This is a genomic window from Microbacterium lacusdiani (genome assembly GCF_054779895.1).
This window is the reverse complement of record NZ_BAAGXJ010000008.1, coordinates 79,080-100,170: the sequence shown is the minus strand read 5'-3', so window position 1 is coordinate 100,170 and position 21,091 is coordinate 79,080. Positions and strand designations below refer to the sequence as shown.

The window sequence follows — 21,091 nt, the reverse complement described above, 5'->3', positions numbered from 1 at the left end:
TCCGGGAGACCTCGACGCCTACCCGGCCACCGCGACGCTCAGACCGCTACACGCTCAAATGCGATGAGCCGGATTACGATGTTGTGCTTGATCCGATTGGTGGCGGCCTCACGCCGTAGCAGTCCTCGGACCGACCCGCACTCGCCCAACGAGTTCCGGCGCAAGCAGATCGTGTGCAACATCGATGCGTTCTACTACGCGCTCGGCGTGACGAGGCAGATGCGCGCTGGTGTCCGAGGGGTTTCGCGCGAGAAGGCTCACATGATTTCCCCTCGAAGGAGCCGCGCCCGCCAGTGGCCGAGGGAGGTCACCGCGCGGGCCGAAGTGCCACGCCCGAGTGGGCGACTGCCGCGTGCAGTACCGGATTGAAGACGGTTGGCTAATCGTGGTCATCGTGCACGCGGGTCGCCGCCGCGAGGCGCACGACCATCGGCGGTGTCGGGCGTCCCGCTTAGGCTCGGGGGGTGCCGTTCGTGCTGAGCCCCGCGGACCTCCCGCGGATCCTGCCCGTGTGGATGGTTCAGCACGGTGCGCACCTCGCCGAGCAGGGCGTGGCGCGCATCGTCGAGCGGTACGACCTGGGCGGCACCACCTCGTACGAGGGGCGCGTCGCGCGGTGGACCGTCTACGTCGACCTGGATGAGCGCACCGGCCCGCGGATGGACTGCACGGAGTGCGGCGCCGTCGGATGCGTGCACGCGGCGGCCGTCCTGCACCTGATCGCGCACGGTGCGACGTCCGGGGCGACGCTCGCACGCGGCCCGGGCGCGGGCGCCGGAACCGGCACCGGCCTCGTCGAGCCGTGGCGGCGCGCACTCGAGCGCGCGCTCGACGAGGGCCACCACAGCGAGACGGTGGACGTCGCCCTGCTGATCGGGCTGGATCGCGACGGGGTGCAGATCCGCCCGGCGCTGCGCGGCACGCGCGGCACGTGGATCCGCACCGGCATCGGCTGGCGCGACCTCGACGGCAAGGGCCTCACGGCGGATCAGCGTCGCGCGCTCGGCGAGCTCGAGGCGCTGTTCGAGGCGCGCGAGCACTTCCCTGGCGCCGCAGCCGACCACCGCCCGGTGCACCGCAGCCGCTGGGGGTCGTACGACCGCGCGCCGCAGTGGATCCGCCTCGACGAGCTCCCGAGCCGCGGCCTGTGGGACGTGCTCGTCGAGCTGCGCGACGCCGGCGTGCATCTCGTCGCCGACACCAGGGCGCAGCCGGCCGTGACGCTGCGGGCCGAGCCGGCGGCGCACTTCCTCGCGCTCGACCGCCGCGACGACGCGCTGCACGTGCAGCCCGTGATCGACCTGGCCGACGCCGCGGATGCGCGCATGCTGCCGGTCGGCGTGCCCGTGGCCGCCATGGCGCTGACCGACGACGAGCGCGTGCGCGAGCTGGTGCCGCTGCGCGAGCCCCTGGCCGACTCCTTCACCCGGCTGATGCAGGGCGAGCCGTTCGCGGTCCCCGCCGAGGCCGTCCCGGACTTCGAGCGCGAGTACCTGCCGAAGCTCCGGGGCATCGCGGCGCTGCGATCGCCCGGCGGCACGTACGACATCCCGGCTCCGCCGCGGCCGGCGCTCATCCTGACCGTCGCGCACGACGAGGCGCGTGCGCGGCTCGCGTGGCGGTGGGAGCAGCCGCCGGGAGCGCCGCGGGTGCCCGCCGAGGAGCGCCGCATCGGCGACGGCGTCGCGGATGCGGCGGGCGAGCGCGCCGACCTGCTGGGCGTGCGGCAGGGCACCGGGTTCGGGGCCGCGTGGCTCACACGCGACGAGACGGTCGAGTTCTTCGCGGCCGTGCTGCCCGCGCTGCGCGGGGTCGAGGGACTCCGGATCGAGGAGACCGACGAGCTCCCCGAGTACCGCTTCGCGGGAGAGCTGCCCGTCGTGCACGTGTCGGCCCAGCCGCACGGCAACGACTGGTTCGACCTCGAGGTCAGCGTCGACGTCGGCGGCGAGCCCGTGCCGCTCGGCACGCTGCTCGCGGCGCTCGTGGCGCGCGACCGCTATCTCGTGCTGCCGAGCGGCGCGGTGTTCACGCTGCGCTCGGAGCGCTTCGAGCCGCTGCGGCAGCTGCTCGACGAGGCCCGCGGGCTGCAGGACCGCTCGACCGGCCCGCTGCGGATCAGCCGCCTGCAGGTGGACCTGTGGACCGAGCTCGTGCAGACCGGCGTGGTCGAGGCGCAGGAGCAGGAGTGGCTGCAGTCCCTCCGCGCGCTGTCGGACGCCGACCGCCTCGAACCCGTCGCGGCGCCGGACGGCTTCCGCGCCACGCTGCGCGAGTACCAGAAGGTCGGGCTCGCGTGGCTGGACTTCCTGCGCGTGCACCGGCTGGGCGGCATCCTGGCCGACGACATGGGCCTCGGCAAGACCGTGCAGGTGCTCGCCGCACTCGAGCGGGCGCGCGCGGATGAGCCGGATGCGCGGTTCCTCGTCGTCACGCCGACGAGCGTCGTGGGGCACTGGGTGTCGGAGTCGGAGCGCTTCGCGCCCGGGCTGCGAGCGGTCGGCATCGAGGAGACGTCGGGCAAGCGCGGCACGCCGCTCGCCGAGGTCGCGGCCGACGCCCGCCTGGTGGTCACGAGCTACGCGCTGTTCCGCCTCGACTTCGCGGAGTACGAGGCGCTCGGCTTCCGCGTGCTCGTGCTCGACGAGGCGCAGCAGATCAAGAACCACCGGTCGCAGGGCTACCGGTGCGCGCGGCTGCTCAGCGCGCCGACCAAGTTCGCCATCACGGGCACGCCGCTCGAGAACAACCTGCTCGAGCTGTGGGCGCTCGTCTCGCTCACCGCGCCGGGCCTGCTGGGCGGCGAGAAGTCCTTCACGGACCACTACCGCAAGCCGATCGAGCGGGAGCGCGACGGCGCCCGGCTCGCGCGGCTGCGGCGGCGCATCCGGCCGTTCCTGCTGCGGCGCACCAAGGACCGGGTCGCGGCCGACCTCCCGGAGAAGACCGAGCAGCTGCTCGAGGTCGAGCTGCACGGCGCGCACCAGCGGATCTACCAGGTGCGGCTGCAGCGCGAGCGGCAGAAGGTCATGGGGCTGCTCGACGACGTCAAGGCCAACCGGATGGAGATCCTGCGCTCGCTCACGACGCTGCGGATGCTGGCCCTCGATCCGGAGCTGGTCGGGGAGGCGCCCGCGCCGTCCGCCAAGCTCGAGAAGCTCGGCGACCTGCTCGACGAGATCGTCGGCGACGGGCACAGCGCGCTGGTGTTCAGCCAGTTCACGACCTTCCTCGGCCGCGCCGCGGGCGGCGCCGAGCGCCGCGGCATCCCGTTCGCGTACCTCGACGGATCCGTCACGGCGCCGCAGCGGCGCCGGATGATCGACCGCTTCACGTCGGGCGACGTGCCGGTCTTCTTCATCTCGCTCAAGGCCGGCGGGTTCGGGCTCAACCTCACCCAGGCGGACTACTGCATCCTGCTCGACCCGTGGTGGAACCCGGCCGCCGAGCTGCAGGCCACCGACCGCGCGCACCGCATCGGCCAGACGCGTCCCGTGGTGGTCTACCGGCTGATCTCGAAGGGGACGATCGAGTCGAAGGTCGTCGCGATGCAGGAGAAGAAGTCGCGGCTGTTCCGGGATGTGCTCGCGGGCGACGAGGATCCGGCCGCGATCGGCGGGCTCACGGCCGACGACTTCCGCGCGCTGGTGCAGTAGGCCGCCGGCGGCTTGGGGCGTTTCGACTCCGCTCGCTGGCGCTCGCTCCGCTCAACGACCGGCGGGCCGCGCCGGGGGCTTCAGGCGTTTCGACTCGCTTCGCTCGCTCAACGAGCATTCCCCCTTGTTCGTTGAGCGACCGAGCGAAGCGAGGGAGTCGAAACGGCCCGAGCCTCCCCTCGAGGCCCGGCTCCGCTCAGGCGGCGAGGATGCCGCGGATGGCGCGCACCGACGCCGGGCGGCAGCCCGCCTCCGTGAGTCGGCCCACGATGACCGGCTCCAGGCGCGCGAGCATCAGGCCGCGGCGCACGAGGAAGGCCGGGGCCTTGCGGCGCTCGCGCAGGTCGCGCGTAAGGCGCAGGCCCATCGTCAGCCAGCGCGAGCGGCGCACGCACAGCGCGTCGGCCAGGATGCCGCGGCGCCGCGCCTCGGCCACGACCTCGCCCACGAACACGCCCTCCGCGACGAACCGCGTGGCGCCGCCGAGCTCGATCGTGCGCGTGCCGACGGGGCCGTTCGCCGCGATGTCGTAGACGGGGACCTCGGTGCGCCCGGTGCGGGCCAGCTCCTCGAGGGCCGCGATCGCGCGATCGGCGTGCCAGGACGCGGGGTGGTCCCAGTCGACCTCGCCCGTGGCGAGGCGCGGCAGGGCGGGGTCGTCCCCCGAGCGGTAGAAGTCGTCGAGGCGCAGCAGCGGAAGGCCCGAGGCCTCGGCCAGGCGGGACTTGCCGGATCCGCTCGCTCCGCCGATCAGCACGACCTGCGCGAGTGGCGGGACGTCGGAGGGCATGGGGAAGATTCTGCCCGAGCGGGGCTGGGACGACGATGAACCCCGGGCCCGCCGTGCCGGCATCGATTCTTCACCGACCCGTTGCCTGATCGACCGCGGCGGGACCGCCGCGGTGAGGCACAATCGAGGAGGGGGAGTCTTCGGAGGATCGACGATCGACGTGCCCGCACATCCCTCACACCGCGCAGACCTGCGCGCCGCCGCTCCCGCGACCCGCGGCGGCCGCGCGCGGTCGAGCACGCGCCGGTTCCGCTCGACGGTGGAGGCGCTCGAGGCCCTGTCGCTCGAGGGCGCCCGCGTCTCGGTGCACGTGATCGAGCTCGACCGCGGCGAGGCCGTGCTGGCCGGCGACGACCACATGCCGCTGCCGGTCGGCGGGCTCGGCGTCGTGCCGCTGCTCGTCGAGGTGGCCGCGCAGTTCGACGCCGGCACGCTCGACCCGTTCGAGCTCTCCGATCGCTCCGACCTCGACGACGCGGGCGCGACCGGCGTCTGGCGCCTGCTCGCCGCGCCGACCCTGCCGCTCGCCGACCTGGCCGTGCTGGCCTCGTCGTCGGGCGACGCGCTCGCCGCGAACGCGCTGCTCGACCGCGTGGGGCACGAGCAGGTCACGCGCCGGCTGGTGTCGCTCGGGATGCCGCGCTCGGCGCTGCTCGACCGCTTCCGCGAGGAGCGCGGGCCGGACGACGCCCCGCACGTCGCGCTCGGCACCGCGCGCGAGTACGCCGCGCTGTTCGCCGCGCTCGCGGCGCGCACTGTGGTCAGCCGCGACGTCAGCACGCGCGTCACCGACTGGCTCACGCCGTCGGCCGACGCGGGCCTGGTGGGCGCGATGCTCGGGCTCGACCCGCTCTCGCACGGTGAGGACGAGCACGGCCTGGTGCACTTCGGGCGCACGGGCCGTGAGCCCGGCGCCCGCGCCGAGGCCGGCGTCATCGCGGGCCGCCGCGCGGCGTTCGCGTACGCCATGATCATCGCGTTCGACGACCTGTCGCCCCTGCACCGGCACCGGGCGCACAGCGCGTTCCACGCGCTCGGCAACGACCTCATGGAGTACGCGGTCTGAGCCGCGCGCCGGCCGCCGGTACGCTCGTGCCATGGCCTACGCGAACGTCACGCTGGATCCCGCCGCGAACATCTACTTCGACGGCAGGTGCGTGAGCCACACCTTCTTCCTGGCCGACGGCACGCGCAAGTCGGCGGGCGTCATCCTGCCCTCCGAGCTGACGTTCGGCACCGGCGCCCCCGAGGTCATGGAGCTCCACACCGGGTCGTGCCGCGTGCGCCTCGCCGGCTCGGAGGAGTGGACGGCGTACGGCGCGGGCGACTCGTTCGAGGTCCCCGGCGACTCGTCGTTCGACATCGTGGTGACCGAGCCCGTCTCGTACGTCTGCCACTACGGCTGACCGGGCGCCCTCCAGAGGGCCCCGCTCAGGACGCGGAGTGCGCGTCCTCGGGGCCGTAGAGGTCGTCCAGCAGCGCGAGGCCGCGCTCGGCCCACGCGATCTCGGTGCGCGCGCGGTCGACCAGCCCCTCGTAGCCGAAGCGCTTGAACGCGACCGTGCGGTCGTGGTCGTGCTCCGGCGTGGCGGCGAGCCGGCGCACGAGCATGGGGTTGATGCGCGCGTCGATGCGGCCGAGCTCGGCCTCCCACTGCTCCAGCTCGCCGCGCCAGTGCCGGATGTGGTCCTCGAGGAACGCGCGCGCGGCGTCCGGTGAGGCGGCCTCCAGGTAGGCGGCCTTCAGGTTCGCGGGCTCGCGCACGCGGGCGTAGGGGAGCGGCTCCTCCATCCAGCGGATGTAGGCCCGGTCGCCCTCCGCGGTGAGGTGATAGACGCGGCGCGTGCCGCGCTCGCCGCGGGTCTGGTCCTCGCCGACCACGAGGCCCTCGGCCTCCATCTTGCGCAGCTCGGGGTAGATCTGGCTGTCGGGCGCGTGCCAGAGATGGCCCACCGACACCTGGAACTGCTTCTGCAGGTCGTAACCCGACAGCGGTCCGACGCGCAGAAGCGCCATCAGCGCGTATCGAAGGCTCATGCGTTCATCCCCCTGTCGTGTCCTCCCGTTGTATCGGACGCGGGGCCCGGTCGGCGAACCGACCGGGCCCCGCGCGACGGATCAGGCCTTGTAGCCCGTGCGCCATCCGCCGTGGTACTCCTGGCGGGCGACCGTCGAGTACGGCACGGGGCTCACGACCACGCGCACCTCGGTCTGCTCGTGCGGCTCGACCGAGGCCTTGCGGCTGCCGCCGTCGGGCTCGCCCCACACGACCTTCAGCTCCGTGCCCTCCGGCACGTCGGCGTCCACGGTCGCGAGCGAGAGCCCGCGCTTCTCGTTCGCGCTGTAGCCGGTGAACATCGAGAAGCCCACGACCGTGCCGTCGGCGTCGACCACCTTGTCGTAGTTCGCGGATCCGTAGTTCGCCAGCGGCAGGTCGAAGAACTTGTACTGCGGTCCCTCGACGTCCAGCAGCGACGTCCACACGCGTCCGAGATCCTCGGCGTTCCACGCGAGCGTCACCTTCTTGCGCTGCGTCGCCGGGTCGATCTTCTCGAGCGCGTCGCGGCCGATGAAGTCGTGGTCGAACTTCACGAACGAGCCGTAGCCCAGGGCCCACGGCGTGAGCTCGTAGTCGGCGATGTCCTGCGAGACGAACGATCCCGCGAGCGTGCCGGTCGCCTCGTAGCTGTCGGCGGGCAGCCACTCGCGGTACGCGCGCTCGGCCTCGCCCGAGTAGATCGCGGGCAGCGGCGACGGGATCCAGCCGGACTCGAGCGTGTTCGACGGGTACGCGCGCGAGCCCACCGGCACGAGCCCGAACTCGGCGCCCGCCTCGACGATCGCGTCGCGGATGCGGTGGTGGTCGGCGTACGGGCCCCAGATCTCCAGGCCCGGGGCGCCGGCCATGCCGTGCCGCAGGGTGCGCACGGTGGTCCCGTCGATCGTCATTGTCGACATGTTGAAGAACTTGAGCTGCTCGAGGGGCCCGCCGTTGAGCTTCTCGATGACCTCCCATGCGCGGGGGCCTTGGATCTGGAACCGGTAGTACTTGCGCGAGACCGCGTCGCCGTAGGGGCGCGACGGCGAGCGGCGGTCGACCTCGATGTCGAGGTTCGCGTATCCGCCGGTCTCGCCGTGGAACAGCAGCCAGTTCGCGGCGGGCGCGCGGCCGACGTAGACGTACTCGTCCTCGCCCTCCCGGAACAGGATGCCGTCGCCGACGACGCCGCCGGTCGAGCTGGTCGGCACGTACTGCTTGGCCTTGTCGACCGGGAAGTTCGCGACCGAGTTGACCGCGGTGTCGCTGATCAGCTTGATCGCGTCGGAGCCGCTCAGGAACAGATTGTCCATGTGGTGCGACTGGTCGTACAGGACGGCCGTCTCGCGCCATGCGCGCTGCTCCTTGATCCAGTTCTGGAAGTCGGCCGGCACGACGGGGTAGATGTACGAGCCTATCTGCGAGTTGCGAAGCAGGTCGACGGCCGATCCGGCCTGGTCGATGACCTCCTGCAGATTCCTGGGTGCCACGGTGAACCTCTCTCTGTGGGGGTGGGTGTCGGAAAGACGGTGCTAGAAGACGATGGTGTGGTTGCCGTGCCGGATGACGCGGTCCTCGGCGTGCCAGGCGACCGCGCGCGACAGCACGGCGCGCTCGACGTCGGCGCCGCGGCGCTGAAGCTCGGCGACGGTCTCGGAGTGGGTGACGCGCACGACGTCCTGCTCGATGATCGGGCCCTCGTCCAGGTCCTCGGTCACGTAGTGGGCGGTCGCGCCGATCAGCTTCACGCCGCGCTCCTTGGCCTTGCGGTACGGGCCGGCGCCGATGAAGGCGGGCAGGAACGAGTGGTGGATGTTGATGACCGGCACGCCGACCTTCTCGAGGAAGCCGCCCGAGATCACCTGCATGTAGCGCGCGAGCACCACGAAGTCGACGTTGCCCGCCAGGAGCTTCAGGATCTCGGCCTCCGAGCGGCTCTTGTCCGGGCCCTCCTGCGACGGCACGTGGAAGAACGGCACGCCGAACGAGCGCACGTCCTCGGCCGTGTTCGTGTGGTTCGAGATGACCATCGGGATGGTCACGGGCAGCTCGCCGCGGCGATGCCGCCACAGCAGGTCGAGCAGGCAGTGGTCGCTCTTGGACGCGAGGATGGCCATCCGCTTCGGGATGGACTGGTCGCGCAGCGACCACGTCATGCCGAACGGCTCGAGGGTCTGCGCGAGATCCGCCTCGATCTCGGCCTGCGCGACCGCCAGATCCGGCCGGTGGAACACCACGCGCTGGAAGAAGTCGCCGCCCTCCGGATCGGAGGAGTACTGGTCGAGCGAGAGGATGTTGCCCTCGTTGCGCGTGATCAGGGCGGCCACCGCCGACACGATCCCGGGCTGATCCGGGCCGTGCACGATAAGCACTGCGTGGTCGAGCAGGGCGGGGTCGTGCAGCGTCATGCCGAGACCTTGTGCTGATAGTCGCGGGCCCACTCGGCCGTGGCGCGCAGGCCGCCGAACGCGTACATGTGCAGTTTGACGTCGCCCGCCGCCGGGTCGGCCGTGAGCAGGTCGGCCAGCTCGGTCACGAAGGTGTCGGGGCCCGCCGTGCCCATCAGGTTGGTGAGCGAGAAGCCGTACTTCTTGACGATCATGGCGTTCGCGCCGATGCCGAAGCGGCGCGCGAAGTTCAGCAGCCGCTTGATGCCGGCCGGTCCCGGCGTGCCGATCCGGATGGTGGCGTCGATGCCGCGCTCCCGCACGTCCCGGATCCAGGTCGTCACGGGGTCGGTGTCGAACGCGAACTGCGTGAGGATCACCGCGCCGAGTCCCTGCTCCGCGAGCGACGCGGCCTTGTTCTCGAGGTGCTCCCAGAGCACATCCGTCGGGATGTCGGGGTGCCCCTCGGGGTAGCCCGCGATCGAGACCTCGCGCACGCCGTACTTCTGCAGCACGCCCGAGCGGATCACGTCGAAGGAGCTGTCGTACGGGCCCTCGGGCGTGGCGGGGTCGCCGCCCACCGCGAACACGTGCTCGGTGGCGCCGACCTGCTGCAGGCGGTCGAGGAACTCCTCCAGCTGGGCCTGCGATGCCAGCCGTCGCGCCGAGATGTGCGGCACCGGGACGAACCCCGCCTCCTTCACGGCCTGCGCCGCGGCGACGCGCATCTCGAGGTCCTCGTTGCCCAGGAAGGTGACGTTCACGCGCGTCCCCTGCGGGATCGCATCCTGCGCCTCGTGCAGCCCCGGCACGTCCTTGCCCGTCATCTCGAGCGAGTAGTCGTCGGCGAGCTTCGCCTGCGGCGAGGTGGTGTCTGCCACGGGATCGGTCCTTCCGCTCCGGTGCGCGCCATCGCGCATCCGTGACGGACTTTACCTATGGCGATAGGGAATGTCCATAGGTCGTCTCGCCGCCTGAGCGCGACGTCGCGTCAGCGCTCGAAGACGCGGCGCTCGCGGCCGACCAGGATGCCCAGGATCGCCTGGGTCGCCAGGATGGCGGCGAGGAACAGCATCGGGGCGGTCCAGCCACCCGTCGCGGTGTGGAGCAGGCCGAAGGCGATGGGCGGGAGAGCGGCGAAGGCGTAGCCGACCGACTGCGCCATGCCCGACAGCGCCGACGCGGTGTGGTGGTCCCGCGAGCGCGAGGCCATGAGCGTGAACGACATCGCGAGGGACGCGCCGCTCGTGAGGCCGGCGAGCACGCTCCACGCGAGGATGCCGTCCGGCGCCAGCAGGAACCCCGCGACGCCGACGATCGCCAGGGCGGGAAGCAGCGCCGGCGCCCACCGCTCAAGGCGTCCGCGCAGGGCGAGCGGCAGCGCGAGCGAGCTGACCACGCCGGCGAGCTGGTAGATCATGACGTCCACGCCGGACTGGGCCTCGCCACGGCCGATCGACAGCGCGAACGGCGCGAGCCACGTCAGCAGCACGTAGAAGTGCGAGGCCTGGACCCCGAAGTACATCCCGACCTGCCACGCGACGCGATCGCGCCAGACCGTCTCTCCCCGACGGGCGTCGTCCGGGCGCGCCGCGGCGGCGCCGTGCCCGGCGCGGCGATGGTGGGCGAGCCAGAGACCGAGCGCGATGGGCAGCGTCGCGCACACCGCGATCAGCGCGACCCGCCAGCCCCACGGCTCGGCGCCGGTGCGGACGTGCGAGATCGGCACGACCACGCCGGACGCGAGCGCGCCGCACCCGGCGAGCAGGGCCGTGTAGAGCCCGGTCACCGCCGGGACGCGCGTGCCGAAGGCGCGCTTCACGATCGCGGGGACGAGCACGTTGACGGCGGCGAGGGCGACGCCGATCACGGCCGAGCCGATCCAGAGGCCCGCGATCGGGCCGGGCAGAGACCGGATGACGGTGCCCGCCGCGAGCAGCGCCAGCGCGAGCGTCATGACGCGGTTGATGCCGAACCGCTGCGAGGCGGAGTGGGCCAGCGGCGAGCACAGCGCCCACGCGATCAGCGGCACCGAGGTGAGGCCGCTCAGCGCCGCGATCGGCACGCCGGTGTCGGCGGTCATCTGCTCGAGCAGCGGGCCGATGCCCGTGATCGTGGCGCGCATGTTCACCGCGACCAGGCAGAGCGTGAGCAGCAGGAACCCGGTCCGGACCCCTCGAACCCGCGCGTCGACGCTCACGAGGCGCGACTCTATCGCGGTGCCCATCGGCTTCGGCTCGCTCCGCTCGCTCAGCGACCGAGAGCAACCCCCCGGTCGTTGAGCGGAGGCGAGGAACGAGCCGGAGTCGAAACGCGGCGGGATCATCCCGGCCGGCCGGGGAGGATCAGCCCGTTTCGACTCCGCTTCGCTCCGCTCAACGACCGGCAGCAACCATGGTCACCGACCGTCGTGCGAGGGAAGCGACCGCTCCTAGAAGACGATCGTGTGGTTGCCGGAGCGGATGACGCGGTCCTGGGAGTGCCAGAGCACGGCGCGCGAGAGCACGGCGCGCTCGACGTCGGCGCCGCGGCGGCGGAGCTCGGTCGTGGAGTCGGCGTGGGTGACGCGAGCCACGTCCTGCTCGATGATCGGGCCCTCGTCCAGGTCCTCGGTCACGTAGTGGGCCGTGGCGCCGATGAGCTTGACGCCGCGGTCCTTCGCCTTCTGGTAGGGGTTCGCGCCGATGAAGGCGGGCAGGAACGAGTGGTGGATGTTGATGACCGGCACGCCGACCTTCTCGAGGAAGTCGCTCGAGAGGATCTGCATGTAGCGTGCCAGCACCACGAAGTCGACCTTGCCCGCCAGGTGCTGGAGGATCGCCGCCTCCGAGGCGCTCTTGTCGGGTCCCTTCTGCGAGGGCACGTGCACGAACGGCACACCGAACGAGGCGACGTCCTCGGCGGCGTTCGTGTGGTTCGAGATGACCATCGGGATCTCGACGGGCAGCGCGCCGCGGCGGTGGCGCCACAGCAGGTCGAGCAGGCAGTGGTCCTCGGTCGACGCGAGGATCGCCATCCGCTTCGGCACGGACATGTCGCGCACGGTCCACGTCATGCCGAAGGGCTCGAGGGTCTCGGCGAGATCGGCCTCGATGGCCGGAAGCGCGCTCGTGAGCCCCTCGCGGTGGAACACCACGCGCTGGAAGAAGTCGCCGCCGACGGGGTCGCTCGAGTGCTGGTCGAGCGAGACGATGTTGCCCTCGTGGCGGGCGACGAGCGCCGCCATCGCGGCGACGATCCCCTTCTGGTCGGGACCCGAGACGATGAGGCAGGCGTGGTCGGTGAGGCCGTCGATCCGCATCCGACGATGGTATCGCCGCGGGGCGTCCGATCCGTGCCGCGGATACCCCGCCCCCGTTCCTGGGAATCTCCCGAAGGTTGGGACCTTCTTGCGTGACTTCCGCGGAAAGTCAAGACCCTGTGGTCCGCTCGCGACGGTTGGCTACGTTTGGGCCATGTCAACCGCAACCATTCGCGAGATCGCCCCGACCACCGTGGACGCCGACGGAATGCTGTCGCGGACCATGCGCATCCTGGGCTGCTTCACGGCCGATGAGCCGGAGCTGTCCGCGTCCCGGCTGGGGGTGCTGACGGGGCTGTCCTCGTCCACGCTGCACCGGATCCTGGCCCAGATGCTCGAGCTCGGGCTGCTCGCCCGCACGCCCGGTCGCCGCTACGCGATCGGCGCGCGCCTGTGGGAGCTCGGGGAGCTCTCGCCCCTGGCCCTGCGGCTGCGGGAGACCGCGCTGCCGTTCATGTCGCGCCTGTACGAGGTGACCGGGGAGAACGTGCACCTCGCGGTGCTGGACGGCCCGTCGCCGGAGCGCGCGACGGCGCTGTACGTCGGGCGCCTCACCGGCCGCACCTCGATCCCGACGCTGAGCCGGATGGGCGGTCGCCAGCCGCTGCACACGACCGGCGTCGGCAAGGCGCTGCTGGCCACGCAGAGCCGGGAGTGGCTCGACCGCTTCCTGTCGCGCCCGCTGGATCGCGAGACCACCCACTCGATCACGGACCCCGAGGCGGTCCGCGCCGAGATCGACCGCGCGCGGATGCGCGGCTATGCCACGACGCGCGAGGAGATGACGCTGGGCAACGTCTCGGTCGCGGCCCCCGTGGGCACGGTGGCGGGGCTGCCGCCGACCGCGATCGGCGTCGTGACGCGCATCGAGGGCGCCGACGTCCGCCGCCTGGGCGCGCTCGTCGTGCAGACGGCGTCGGAGCTCGGACGCGCGCTCCGCGCGGCCTGAGGGGCTTGAATTCTCACTGAGTGAGAGAATCGGGCGCCGTGCTCCGCGCCCGGTGTCAGCCTGGTGACTCCCGCACGTCGAAGGAGACGCCATGACCGACACCGCCCCGCAGGCGGCCGCTCCGGAGTCGCTTCTCAGGTCGCACGACTTCCCGCCCCAGTCGCAGATCACCGCCGAGATCGAGCAGCTCCACGCCGAGTACGCGCAGCGCGTCGCGGGCGGCGAGGACCTGCCACGCACCGTCCGCGACTTCGCCCCGTACCGCTCGAGCATCCTGCGCCACCCCACGAAGAACCCGCGCCTGGTCGACCCGGAGACGATCGAGCTGCACTCGCCGGCGTTCGGCCAGCGCGACGTCGCGGCGATCGAGTCGGACCTGACGCTGCAGCACAGCGGCGAGCCGCTGGGGGAGCGGATGACCGTCACCGGGCGCCTGCTCGACGGCCGGGGCCGCCCCATCCGCAATCAGCTCATCGAGATCTGGCAGGCCAACGCCGCCGGCCGGTACATCCACCAGCGCGATCAGCACCCGGCGCCGCTGGACCCGAACTTCACGGGCGCGGGCCGCACGATCACGAACGACGCGGGCGAGTACACCTTCACGACGATCAAGCCGGGCGCCTACCCGTGGAAGAACCACGTCAACGCGTGGCGCCCCGCCCACATCCACTTCTCGGTGTTCGGCTCGGGCTTCACGCAGCGCATCATCACGCAGATGTACTTCCCGGGCGACCCGCTGTTCCCGCTCGATCCGATCTACAACTCGATCCGCGACCAGAAGGACCGCGACCGCCTGATCGCCACGTACGACCACGACCTCACGGTGCCCGAGTTCTCGATGGGCTACCGCTGGGACATCGTCGTGGACGGCCCGGATGCGACCTGGTTCGAGCCCGAGGAGGGGGAGCACTGATGCGCGGCGACAAGATGCTGGAGCCGACCGCGGGCCAGACGATCGGCCCGTTCTTCAAGTTCGGGCTCGAGTACGAGCGGATGAACGAGGTCGCGTTCCCGCACAGCCCGGGCGCGATCGTCCTGTCCGGAGCCGTGTACGACGGCGCGGGCGCGCCGATCCCGGACGCCGTGGTCGAGATCTTCGGCGCGGACGCCGACGGCACGGTCCCGAACGCGCGCGGCACGCTGCACCGCGACGGGTATTCGTTCACGGGCTTCGGGCGCGCCATGACGACCGACGACGGGCGCTTCCACTTCTGGACGCGCGACCCCGGCCCCGTCGACGGCAAGGCGCCGTTCTTCGCCGCGATCGTCTACGCGCGCGGGCTGCCGGACAAGCTGCACACCCGCATCTACCTGCCGGAGCACGAGGAGCTGCGGGCCGCGGATCCGTTCCTGTCGGGGCTGACCGAGACCGAGCGCGCGTCGCTCATCGCGGAGCGCACACCCGAGGGATACCTTCGCCACGACATCCACCTGCAGGGCGACAAGGAGACCGCCTTCATTGCCTTCGGATAGGAGTGCATTGCCTTCTGACGCGTCGGGGTTCGATCTCGGGCTGCTGTCGCCGGTGACCGCCGGCCATGAGGGGCCGGTGTCGGACGATGCGGTGCTGGCCGCGCTGGTGGCAGCCGAGGCGGCGCTGGTCGAGGCGTACGGCGCGGTCGGCGGGCTGGACGACGTGCCCGATCGCGGCGCCGTGCTGGCCGAGGCGCGGGCTCTGGGCGCCGCCCCGATGGACGCGCGGGAGCTCGCGCTCGCCGGGGTGGCGGGAGGCAACCCCGTCATCCCGCTCGTGAAGCGGCTCAGGGCCGTCGCCGGGCCGGCCGTGCGCCCGTGGGTGCATCGCGGCGCGACGAGTCAGGACATCCTGGACACCGCGCTGATGATCGTCGCGAAGGATGCCGTCGGCACCGTGCTGGGGCGGCTGGACGTCGCGATCGACGCGCTCGGTCGCTTCGCCCGGGAGCACCGCGACGAGGTCGCCGCCGCGCGCACGCTCACGCAGCACGCCGTTCCGACCACGGTCGGACTGCGCGCGGCCACCTGGCAGCGCGGCGTGCGCCGCGCCCGGGCGCGCCTGGCCGACGCGCGCGACGCGCTGCCCGCGCAGCTCGGCGGGGCGGGCGGCACGCTGGCGTCGTTCGTCCAGATCCTCGGCGCGGAGCGCGCCGCGCGGCTCCCGGCCGCCTACGCCGACGCCACGGGGCTCGCCGCGCCGGACGCCCCGTGGCACACGACCCGCTGGCCCGTCACGGAGCTCGGCGACGCGCTCGTCCAGACGCTGGACGCCCTGGGCGTGCTCGCGGCGGACGTCGCGACCCTGTCGCGCACCGAGATCGGCGAGCTCGCCGAGGGCACGGGCGGCGGATCCTCCGCCATGCCGCAGAAGCAGAACCCCGCACGCTCCGTCCTGATCCGGTCGGCCGCGATGCGTGCGCCGCACCTGGGAGCGACGCTGCACACCGCGGCGGCGCTCGCCGTGGACGAGCGCCCCGACGGCGCCTGGCACGCCGAGTGGCCCGCGCTGCGTGAGCTGCTGCGCCTCGCGCTCGGCGCCGCCGCGCACGCCGCCGACCTCGCCGAGGGCCTTCGCGCCGATGCGACCGCGGTCGCGCGCAACCTCGCCGCCACGCGCGGCCTGATCGTCTCCGAGCGGCTGTCGATCGTGCTCGGACCGATCCTCGGCGCCGAGAAGGTGGCCGAGATCGTGCGCGCCGCCGGGCTCGGCGCCGACCTCGGACTGCTCGTCCACGGCGCCCTCGAGGCCGCGGACGCCACCGTGCCCGAGGGGCTCGACGACCTGCTGGACCCCGCGGGCTACACGGGCCTCGCGGGCCGCCTCGTCGACGGCGGGCCGGGTCACGCGGCGGCGCACGACGCGCCTCACGCCGCCCCGCCCCTGGACCCGGCCGCCGAGGCGCCGGGACCGTACGATCCGTTCGACGACGGGTCGCGCCTGCCCGAGCCGCGCGAGACGAAGCGCGGATTCGATCCGTTCGATGAGCTGTTCGGCGACGCCTCGCGCGCCGGAGAGGACGACCGATGACCCAGCCCGCTCTGACCTTCACCGCCCCCGCCGGACCCGACGGCGCGCCCCTGCTCGTGCTGGGGCCCTCGCTCGGCACGTCGGGCATCCTGTGGGAGGACGTGATCCCCCACCTGACCGGCCGCTTCCGCGTCACCTGCTGGGACCTGCCCGGCCACGGCGCGTCGAGGCCGGCGACCGAGCCGTTCACGGTCGGCGAGCTGGCCGACGCGGTGGCCGACGGCATCCGCGAGCTCGGCGCGCCCGCGCTCTACGCCGGGGTCTCGCTCGGCGGCGCGACCGGTCTCGAGCTGCTGGTGCGCCATCCGGACGTCGTGAGCGCCGCCGCCATCGTGTGCGCCTCGCCGAAGTTCGGGGAGCCAAAGATGTGGGCCGAGCGCGCGGCGCAGGTGCGCGCGCAGGGCACCGCATCGCTCGTGGTCGGGGCCGCGCAGCGCTGGTTCGCGCCCGGCTCGATCGAGCGCCGCCCGGTGCTCACGGGGCGCCTGCTCCACAGCCTGCGCGACGCGGACGACGCCAGCTACGCGCTGTGCTGCGACGCGATCGCGCAGTACGACGTGTCCTCGCGGCTGGGGGAGATCGCGACCCCGGTCCTCGCCGTCTACGGCGAGCACGACGGCGTCTCGCCGGAGGAGCACGCGCGCACGATCGCCGACGGCGTCCAGGACGGGCGGATGATCCGCATCGACGACGCGTCGCACCTGGCGCCGGCCGAGCGCCCCGACGAGGTCGCGCTCGTGCTGAACGACTTCTTCGGGGGGAACGCATGAGCCGGCCGATGGGCCAGGGCCTGAGCGACGGGGAGCGCTACGACCAGGGCATGACCGTGCGCCGCGAGGTGCTGTCTGACGCGCACGTCGACCGCGCCACGGCGAACCAGACCGAGCTCAGCGCGGACTTCCAGGACTTCATCACCCGGGTCGCATGGGGCGACGTGTGGTCCCGCCCCGGCCTCGACCGCCGCTCCCGCTCGATCGCCGTCCTGTCGTCCCTGATCGCGCACGGCCACCACGAGGAGCTCGCGATGCACCTGCGCGCGGCCATCCGCAACGGCCTCACGGTCGACGAGATCCGCGAGGTCATCCTGCAGTCCGCCGTCTACTCGGGCGTCCCCGCGGCCAACACGGCCTTCCGCATCGCGAACGAGGTGTTCGGCCCCGAGGCCTGACAGTACGACGCGGCGGCCGGAGGGAGCACCCCGGCCGCCGCGCGTGTCCGATCAGTACCCGACGGGGATGACGCCCGTGTCGGTCTGGTAGCCGGTGACCGGGGCGTGCGGGATCTCGTCCCAGCGCTCCGGGTCCTCCTGCTGCACCTCGCCGGTCGCCATGCCGAGCAGCAGCGCCTTCATGGCCTCGACGTTCTGGTTGACGCCCTTGCCGCGGCCGAGCCGTCGGGGTTGTACATCGGGATCACGTGGAACGTGTACGTGTCGCGCAGCAGCTCCCACTCCGCCGAGCCGTTCGTGCCGAGCTCCTTGAGGACCGCGAGCGTCGAGTCGACGCCGTAGGGCTCGTTGCCGTGGATGCGACCCTGCAGTCCGGTTCCTCGTCGGGTCAAGATTTCGATATGCCGCAGAATGCGCGGACGAGCGTCGATTCTGCTGACGATCGGAGGGAACCTGCGTCAGGCGCCGAGCGGGATCGCCGCGTCGCCGGGCGCGACGTCGGCGGCGCGGTGGGAGACCAGCAGCACGATGCGGTCCTCGGTCGCGCGGCGGACGTCCGCCATCACGGCGGCGGCGGTCGGGGCGTCGAGGTGGGCCGTCGGCTCGTCCAGCAGGATGACGTCCGCGCGCGTCAGCAGGGTGCGCGCGATCGCGAGGCGCTGACGCTCGCCGCCCGAGAGCGCCGCGCCGCAGGGGCCGACCCGGGTGTCGAGCCCCTCGGGGAGCCGGCGCAGCAGCGCGCCCAGTCCCGAGCGCTCCAGCACGGCGCGCATCTCGCCGTCCGTGGGAGCGTCGTCCCGGCCGCGCGCGAGGAGGAGGTTGGCGCGCAGCGTCGAGTCGAACACGTACGCGTCCTGCGGGCACCACGCCACCCGCGCGCGCCAGGCCGCCAGGTCGAGCTCCGTGAGCGGCACGCCGTCGATCCGCACGGCGCCCGCCGCAGCGGGCAGCGCGCCCATCACGACCGACAGCAGGGTGGACTTGCCGGAGCCGCTCGGGCCGCCGACCGCGAGCCACTGGCCCGTGCGCACCGCGCCGTCGACTGGCGCGAAGACCGGCGCGGGGGCGCCCGGGTAGCGGGCGGAGACGCCGTCCAGCCGGAGCTCCCACACCGGCGAGGCCGGAGTCGCGGTGCCGGTCGAGACCGGCGCGGGCTCTGCGAGCACGGGCGCGAGGCGGTGGCGCACTTCGGTGAGGGCGGGCAGCCGGTGGGCGGCCGCGACGAGGTCGGTCAGCGGCTCGGCCGCCGCGAGCGACAGCAGCGCGATCACGCACGCGAGCTCGGCCGGAGCCCCCGGCGCCCAGACCGGGACGAGGAACGCGAGCGCCGAGCACGCCAGCACCACCGCCGCGGTGCCAGCGCCGGATGCCCAGGCCACGCGGCGCTCGGCGTCCGCCAGGCGCGCGTCGGCCTCGGCCAGCACGCTCAGCGCCGCGTCGGCGGCTGCGTTCGCGCGCAGGTCGTCCGCGGCCGCGGCGAGCGAGGCCGTCCCGCGCACGAGCGCGGACCGTTCCCGGATGCGTGCCCGCTGTGCCGCGCGCGATGTGGTGATCGCCAGCAGGGAGCCGATCGCGACCGCGGAGACGACGACGAGCAGCACCCGTCCCGCCACCTCGGGGAGCACGAGCGCGGCCGTGACGCCGATGCCGGCCACCGTGAGCACGCCCGAAGCCAGCGGAGGGATGACGCGGGGCAGCAGGTCGCGCAGCTCGCCCGAGAGCGTCACGAGGTAGTCGACGGGGGAGCCGCCCTCCAGCAGGCGGCGGGATCCCGCGCCCCGTGCCGCGATCGCCCGCCAGAGCCGCAGGCGCAGCGCATCGACCACGCGGAACGCCGCCTCATGCGTCGCGAGCCGCTCCGCGTAGCGCGCGACCGACCGGCCGATGCCGAAGAAGCGCACCCCGACGATCGCCACGAGGAGGTACATGATGTGCTCCTCGACGCTCGCCCGCACGATCAGCCATCCCGATACGGCGCTCAGCGCCAGGCCGAGCGCGACCGCGGCGAATGCGAGCGCGATCCCGGCGACCCAGGGGCGGGCGGGGGAGGCGGGGGCAGGCGCCGTGGGCGCCACCGCCGTGGGGCGCTTCGGCTCGTTTCGTCTCCGCTCGCTGGCGCTCGCTCCGCTCGACGACCGGGGCGCGGGGCCGGACGACCCCCCGGCGCCGCCGACCTCGATGCGCGTCCCGGCGAGCGCGAGGGTCTCGGGCTCGTGGGCAGCGAGCACGACCGTGGCGCGCTCGGCGCGCGCGAGGATCGCAGCGCGGACGCGATCGGCCGACGTGCGGTCCAGGTGCGCGGTCGGCTCGTCGAGCACGAGCAGCGGCGCGCCCTGGTCGACGCGCGCCAGCGCCCGCGCGACCGCGAGGCGGCGCAGCTCGCCCGGGCTGAGTTCGGCGACCTGCGCGTCCGCGACGTGCTTCAGGCCCAGCTCCGCGAGCGCGGCGGCGGGATCCGCCGCACCGTGAAGCGCGAGCTCCTCGCGCGGGGTCGCGGCGAACGCCCGGGGCGCCTGCGCGGCGTAGGCCACGCCATCCGGGGCGACGCCGCAGATCGTCCCCGACACGTCGGCGTCGGCGGGCAGGACGCCCGCGAGCGCCGCGAGCAGCGTCGACTTGCCCGCGCCGCTCGGGCCCGTGACCGCCACGATCCCCGCGACGTCCGCGTCGAGGCCGTCGACCGTGGGCGTCTCCCGGCCCGCGTATCGCACGGTGAGGTCGCGGAGGGAGAGTCGTCCCGCGGGGGAGGCACCGCGGACGTCCGCGCGCCGCGGACGGGCGAGGATCCCGCGCACGCGCTGCAGCGCCGACAGGCCGTCCTGCGACGCGTGGAACGCGGTGCCCACGTCGCGCAGCACCGCGTAGCACTCGGGCGCGAGGATCAGCACGAGCAGGGCGGCCTCGAGCCCGACGGAGCCCTGCATGAGCCGCAGCCCGAGGAACACGGCGACCACGGCGACCGAGATGGTCGCGATCAGCTCGAGCGCGAGCGACGAGAGGAACGCCCACCGCAGGGTCTCCTGGGTGCGGGCACGGTACGCGCGCTGGATGCCGTCGAGCGCCCGGGACTGCTCGTCGACCCGGTTCAGGCCGACCAGCACCGGCAGGCCGCGCGCGAGCTCGGTGAGGTGGTCGGCCAGCCGCGCGAGCGCGCCGAGCGCCTCGTCGGTGCGGGCCTGCGTGTGCCGCCCGATCAGCACCATGAAGAACGGGACGAGGGGCACGGTCACGACCACGACGAGCGCGCTGACCCAGTCCGCGCCCAGGATGCGCAGCCCCACCACGGCCGGCACGACGACCGCCGCGATCATCGCCGGCAGGCTGCGCACGTAATAGTCGTCCAGGTCCTCCAGCCCGTCGGTGGCCAGCACGGCCACCGAGCCGTCGCGCCCCGCGTCGCCGTCGGCGATCCGGCGCCACAGTCGCGAGCGGAGCGTGCTCTTCACCGTGATCGCGAGCCGCCGGGCGACCGCGTCGACCGCCCATCCGGAGCCGGCGCGCAGGACGGCTCCGAGCGCGCCCAGCAGGACGATGGACCGCCCGTCGAGCGTCCCGGCCTGCAGCCCCGCGACGCCCGCGGCAACGGCACCGGCGACCAGCACGAGCCCGAGCGCACGCAGCGCCGCGAGCAGGCCGAGGGCGAGGATCGCGCCCGGCCCGACCGGGCCGAGCTCGGGGCGCTGCGCGGGCGCCTTCGGGCGCGCGGCCTCGAGGAGCCAGGGGTCGAGGTCGCGGGGAGGCTCGGTCGGTTTCGACTCCCTCGCTTCGCTCGGTCGCTCAACCACCACAGTGGTGCTG

General features: G+C 73.3%; 19 protein-coding genes. 9 read left to right on the top strand and 10 right to left on the bottom strand.

Annotated elements, in window-relative coordinates; genetic code table 11:
- The first annotated feature begins 464 nt into the window (after positions 1–464).
- Positions 465–3,656 (top strand): SNF2-related protein, encoded by a 3,192-nt coding sequence (locus ACYVGN_RS08045; RefSeq protein ID WP_460789992.1) that lies wholly within the window; start codon positions 465–467, stop codon positions 3,654–3,656.
- A 196-nt stretch (positions 3,657–3,852) separates the two neighbouring features.
- On the opposite strand, the gene ACYVGN_RS08040 is transcribed toward ACYVGN_RS08045, so the two are convergent.
- Positions 3,853–4,446 (bottom strand): uridine kinase family protein, encoded by a 594-nt coding sequence (locus tag ACYVGN_RS08040; RefSeq protein WP_460789990.1) that lies wholly within the window; start codon positions 4,444–4,446, stop codon positions 3,853–3,855.
- Positions 4,447–4,606: 160 nt separating this feature from the next.
- Between ACYVGN_RS08040 and ACYVGN_RS08035 the strand changes: the two genes are divergently transcribed.
- Together ACYVGN_RS08035 and ppnP are read left to right on the top strand one after the other, a co-directional pair.
- Positions 4,607–5,512, top strand: a complete 906-nt coding sequence (locus tag ACYVGN_RS08035) for a serine hydrolase (protein WP_230667963.1) — start codon at positions 4,607–4,609, stop codon at positions 5,510–5,512.
- A gap of 31 nt (positions 5,513–5,543) precedes the next feature.
- Complete coding sequence (ppnP, locus tag ACYVGN_RS08030; protein WP_055988634.1) at positions 5,544–5,852, top strand: pyrimidine/purine nucleoside phosphorylase; 309 nt, start codon at positions 5,544–5,546, stop codon at positions 5,850–5,852.
- A 25-nt stretch (positions 5,853–5,877) separates the two neighbouring features.
- On the opposite strand, the gene ACYVGN_RS08025 is transcribed toward ppnP, so the two are convergent.
- From ACYVGN_RS08025 to purU (ACYVGN_RS08000), 6 genes are all read right to left on the bottom strand, one after another.
- Complete coding sequence (locus ACYVGN_RS08025) at positions 5,878–6,483, bottom strand: PadR family transcriptional regulator (protein WP_134746839.1); 606 nt, start codon at positions 6,481–6,483, stop codon at positions 5,878–5,880.
- Between the two features lie 81 nt (positions 6,484–6,564).
- Complete coding sequence (ligM, locus tag ACYVGN_RS08020; protein WP_460789988.1) at positions 6,565–7,974, bottom strand: vanillate/3-O-methylgallate O-demethylase; 1,410 nt, start codon at positions 7,972–7,974, stop codon at positions 6,565–6,567.
- Positions 7,975–8,016: 42 nt separating this feature from the next.
- Positions 8,017–8,892: a formyltetrahydrofolate deformylase gene (gene purU, locus ACYVGN_RS08015; protein WP_460789987.1), complete on the bottom strand. Its 876-nt coding sequence runs from the start codon at positions 8,890–8,892 to the stop codon at positions 8,017–8,019.
- Positions 8,889–9,698 carry a methylenetetrahydrofolate reductase gene (locus ACYVGN_RS08010; protein WP_460789995.1) on the bottom strand — a complete coding sequence of 270 codons (810 nt, stop codon included), beginning with the start codon at positions 9,696–9,698 and terminating at the stop codon, positions 8,889–8,891. Before ACYVGN_RS08010 ends, purU (ACYVGN_RS08015) begins: the two co-directional genes overlap by 4 nt.
- A 164-nt stretch (positions 9,699–9,862) precedes the next feature.
- Positions 9,863–11,098 carry an MFS transporter gene (locus ACYVGN_RS08005; RefSeq protein WP_460789985.1) on the bottom strand — a complete coding sequence of 412 codons (1,236 nt, stop codon included), beginning with the start codon at positions 11,096–11,098 and terminating at the stop codon, positions 9,863–9,865.
- Between the two features lie 204 nt (positions 11,099–11,302).
- Positions 11,303–12,172, bottom strand: coding sequence for a formyltetrahydrofolate deformylase (gene purU, locus ACYVGN_RS08000; RefSeq protein ID WP_055988645.1), 870 nt, complete (start codon positions 12,170–12,172; stop codon positions 11,303–11,305).
- Positions 12,173–12,326: 154 nt separating this feature from the next.
- Here purU (ACYVGN_RS08000) and ACYVGN_RS07995 point away from each other — a divergent pair, with 154 nt between their 5' ends.
- The 6 genes from ACYVGN_RS07995 (at position 12,327) to pcaC (ending at position 17,293) form a co-directional block, all read left to right on the top strand.
- Positions 12,327–13,121 (top strand): IclR family transcriptional regulator, encoded by a 795-nt coding sequence (locus ACYVGN_RS07995; protein WP_055988646.1) that lies wholly within the window; start codon positions 12,327–12,329, stop codon positions 13,119–13,121.
- 91 nt (positions 13,122–13,212) lie between these two features.
- Positions 13,213–14,034 (top strand): protocatechuate 3,4-dioxygenase subunit beta, encoded by an 822-nt coding sequence (gene pcaH, locus ACYVGN_RS07990; RefSeq protein WP_460789983.1) that lies wholly within the window; start codon positions 13,213–13,215, stop codon positions 14,032–14,034.
- A complete protein-coding gene (gene pcaG, locus ACYVGN_RS07985) occupies positions 14,034–14,594 on the top strand; it encodes a protocatechuate 3,4-dioxygenase subunit alpha (RefSeq protein WP_460789981.1) in 561 nt (186 codons plus the stop codon). The genes pcaH and pcaG overlap by 1 nt, the downstream gene beginning before the upstream one ends.
- Before the next feature lie 7 nt (positions 14,595–14,601).
- Positions 14,602–16,125, top strand: a complete 1,524-nt coding sequence (locus ACYVGN_RS07980) for a lyase family protein (RefSeq protein WP_460789979.1) — start codon at positions 14,602–14,604, stop codon at positions 16,123–16,125.
- Positions 16,122–16,895, top strand: a complete 774-nt coding sequence (locus ACYVGN_RS07975) for an alpha/beta fold hydrolase (RefSeq protein ID WP_460789977.1) — start codon at positions 16,122–16,124, stop codon at positions 16,893–16,895. The genes ACYVGN_RS07980 and ACYVGN_RS07975 overlap by 4 nt, the downstream gene beginning before the upstream one ends.
- Entirely contained in the window at positions 16,892–17,293 is a 402-nt protein-coding gene (gene pcaC / locus ACYVGN_RS07970) for a 4-carboxymuconolactone decarboxylase (protein ID WP_460789975.1), read from the top strand. Before ACYVGN_RS07975 ends, pcaC begins: the two co-directional genes overlap by 4 nt.
- Positions 17,294–17,344: 51 nt before the next feature.
- On the opposite strand, the gene ACYVGN_RS07965 is transcribed toward pcaC, so the two are convergent.
- From ACYVGN_RS07965 to cydC, 3 genes are all read right to left on the bottom strand, one after another.
- The gene (locus ACYVGN_RS07965) at positions 17,345–17,476 is read right to left on the bottom strand and encodes a hypothetical protein (protein WP_460789973.1); all 132 of its coding nucleotides are present in this window, start codon (positions 17,474–17,476) and stop codon (positions 17,345–17,347) included.
- Positions 17,473–17,685 carry a M14 family zinc carboxypeptidase gene (locus ACYVGN_RS07960; protein ID WP_460789971.1) on the bottom strand — a complete coding sequence of 71 codons (213 nt, stop codon included), beginning with the start codon at positions 17,683–17,685 and terminating at the stop codon, positions 17,473–17,475. The genes ACYVGN_RS07965 and ACYVGN_RS07960 overlap by 4 nt, the downstream gene beginning before the upstream one ends.
- 66 nt (positions 17,686–17,751) lie before the next feature.
- On the bottom strand, positions 17,752–21,081 hold the full coding sequence (gene cydC, locus ACYVGN_RS07955; protein ID WP_460789969.1) for a thiol reductant ABC exporter subunit CydC: 3,330 nt from the start codon (positions 21,079–21,081) through the stop codon (positions 17,752–17,754).
- Between the last annotated feature and the right edge of the window lie 10 nt (positions 21,082–21,091).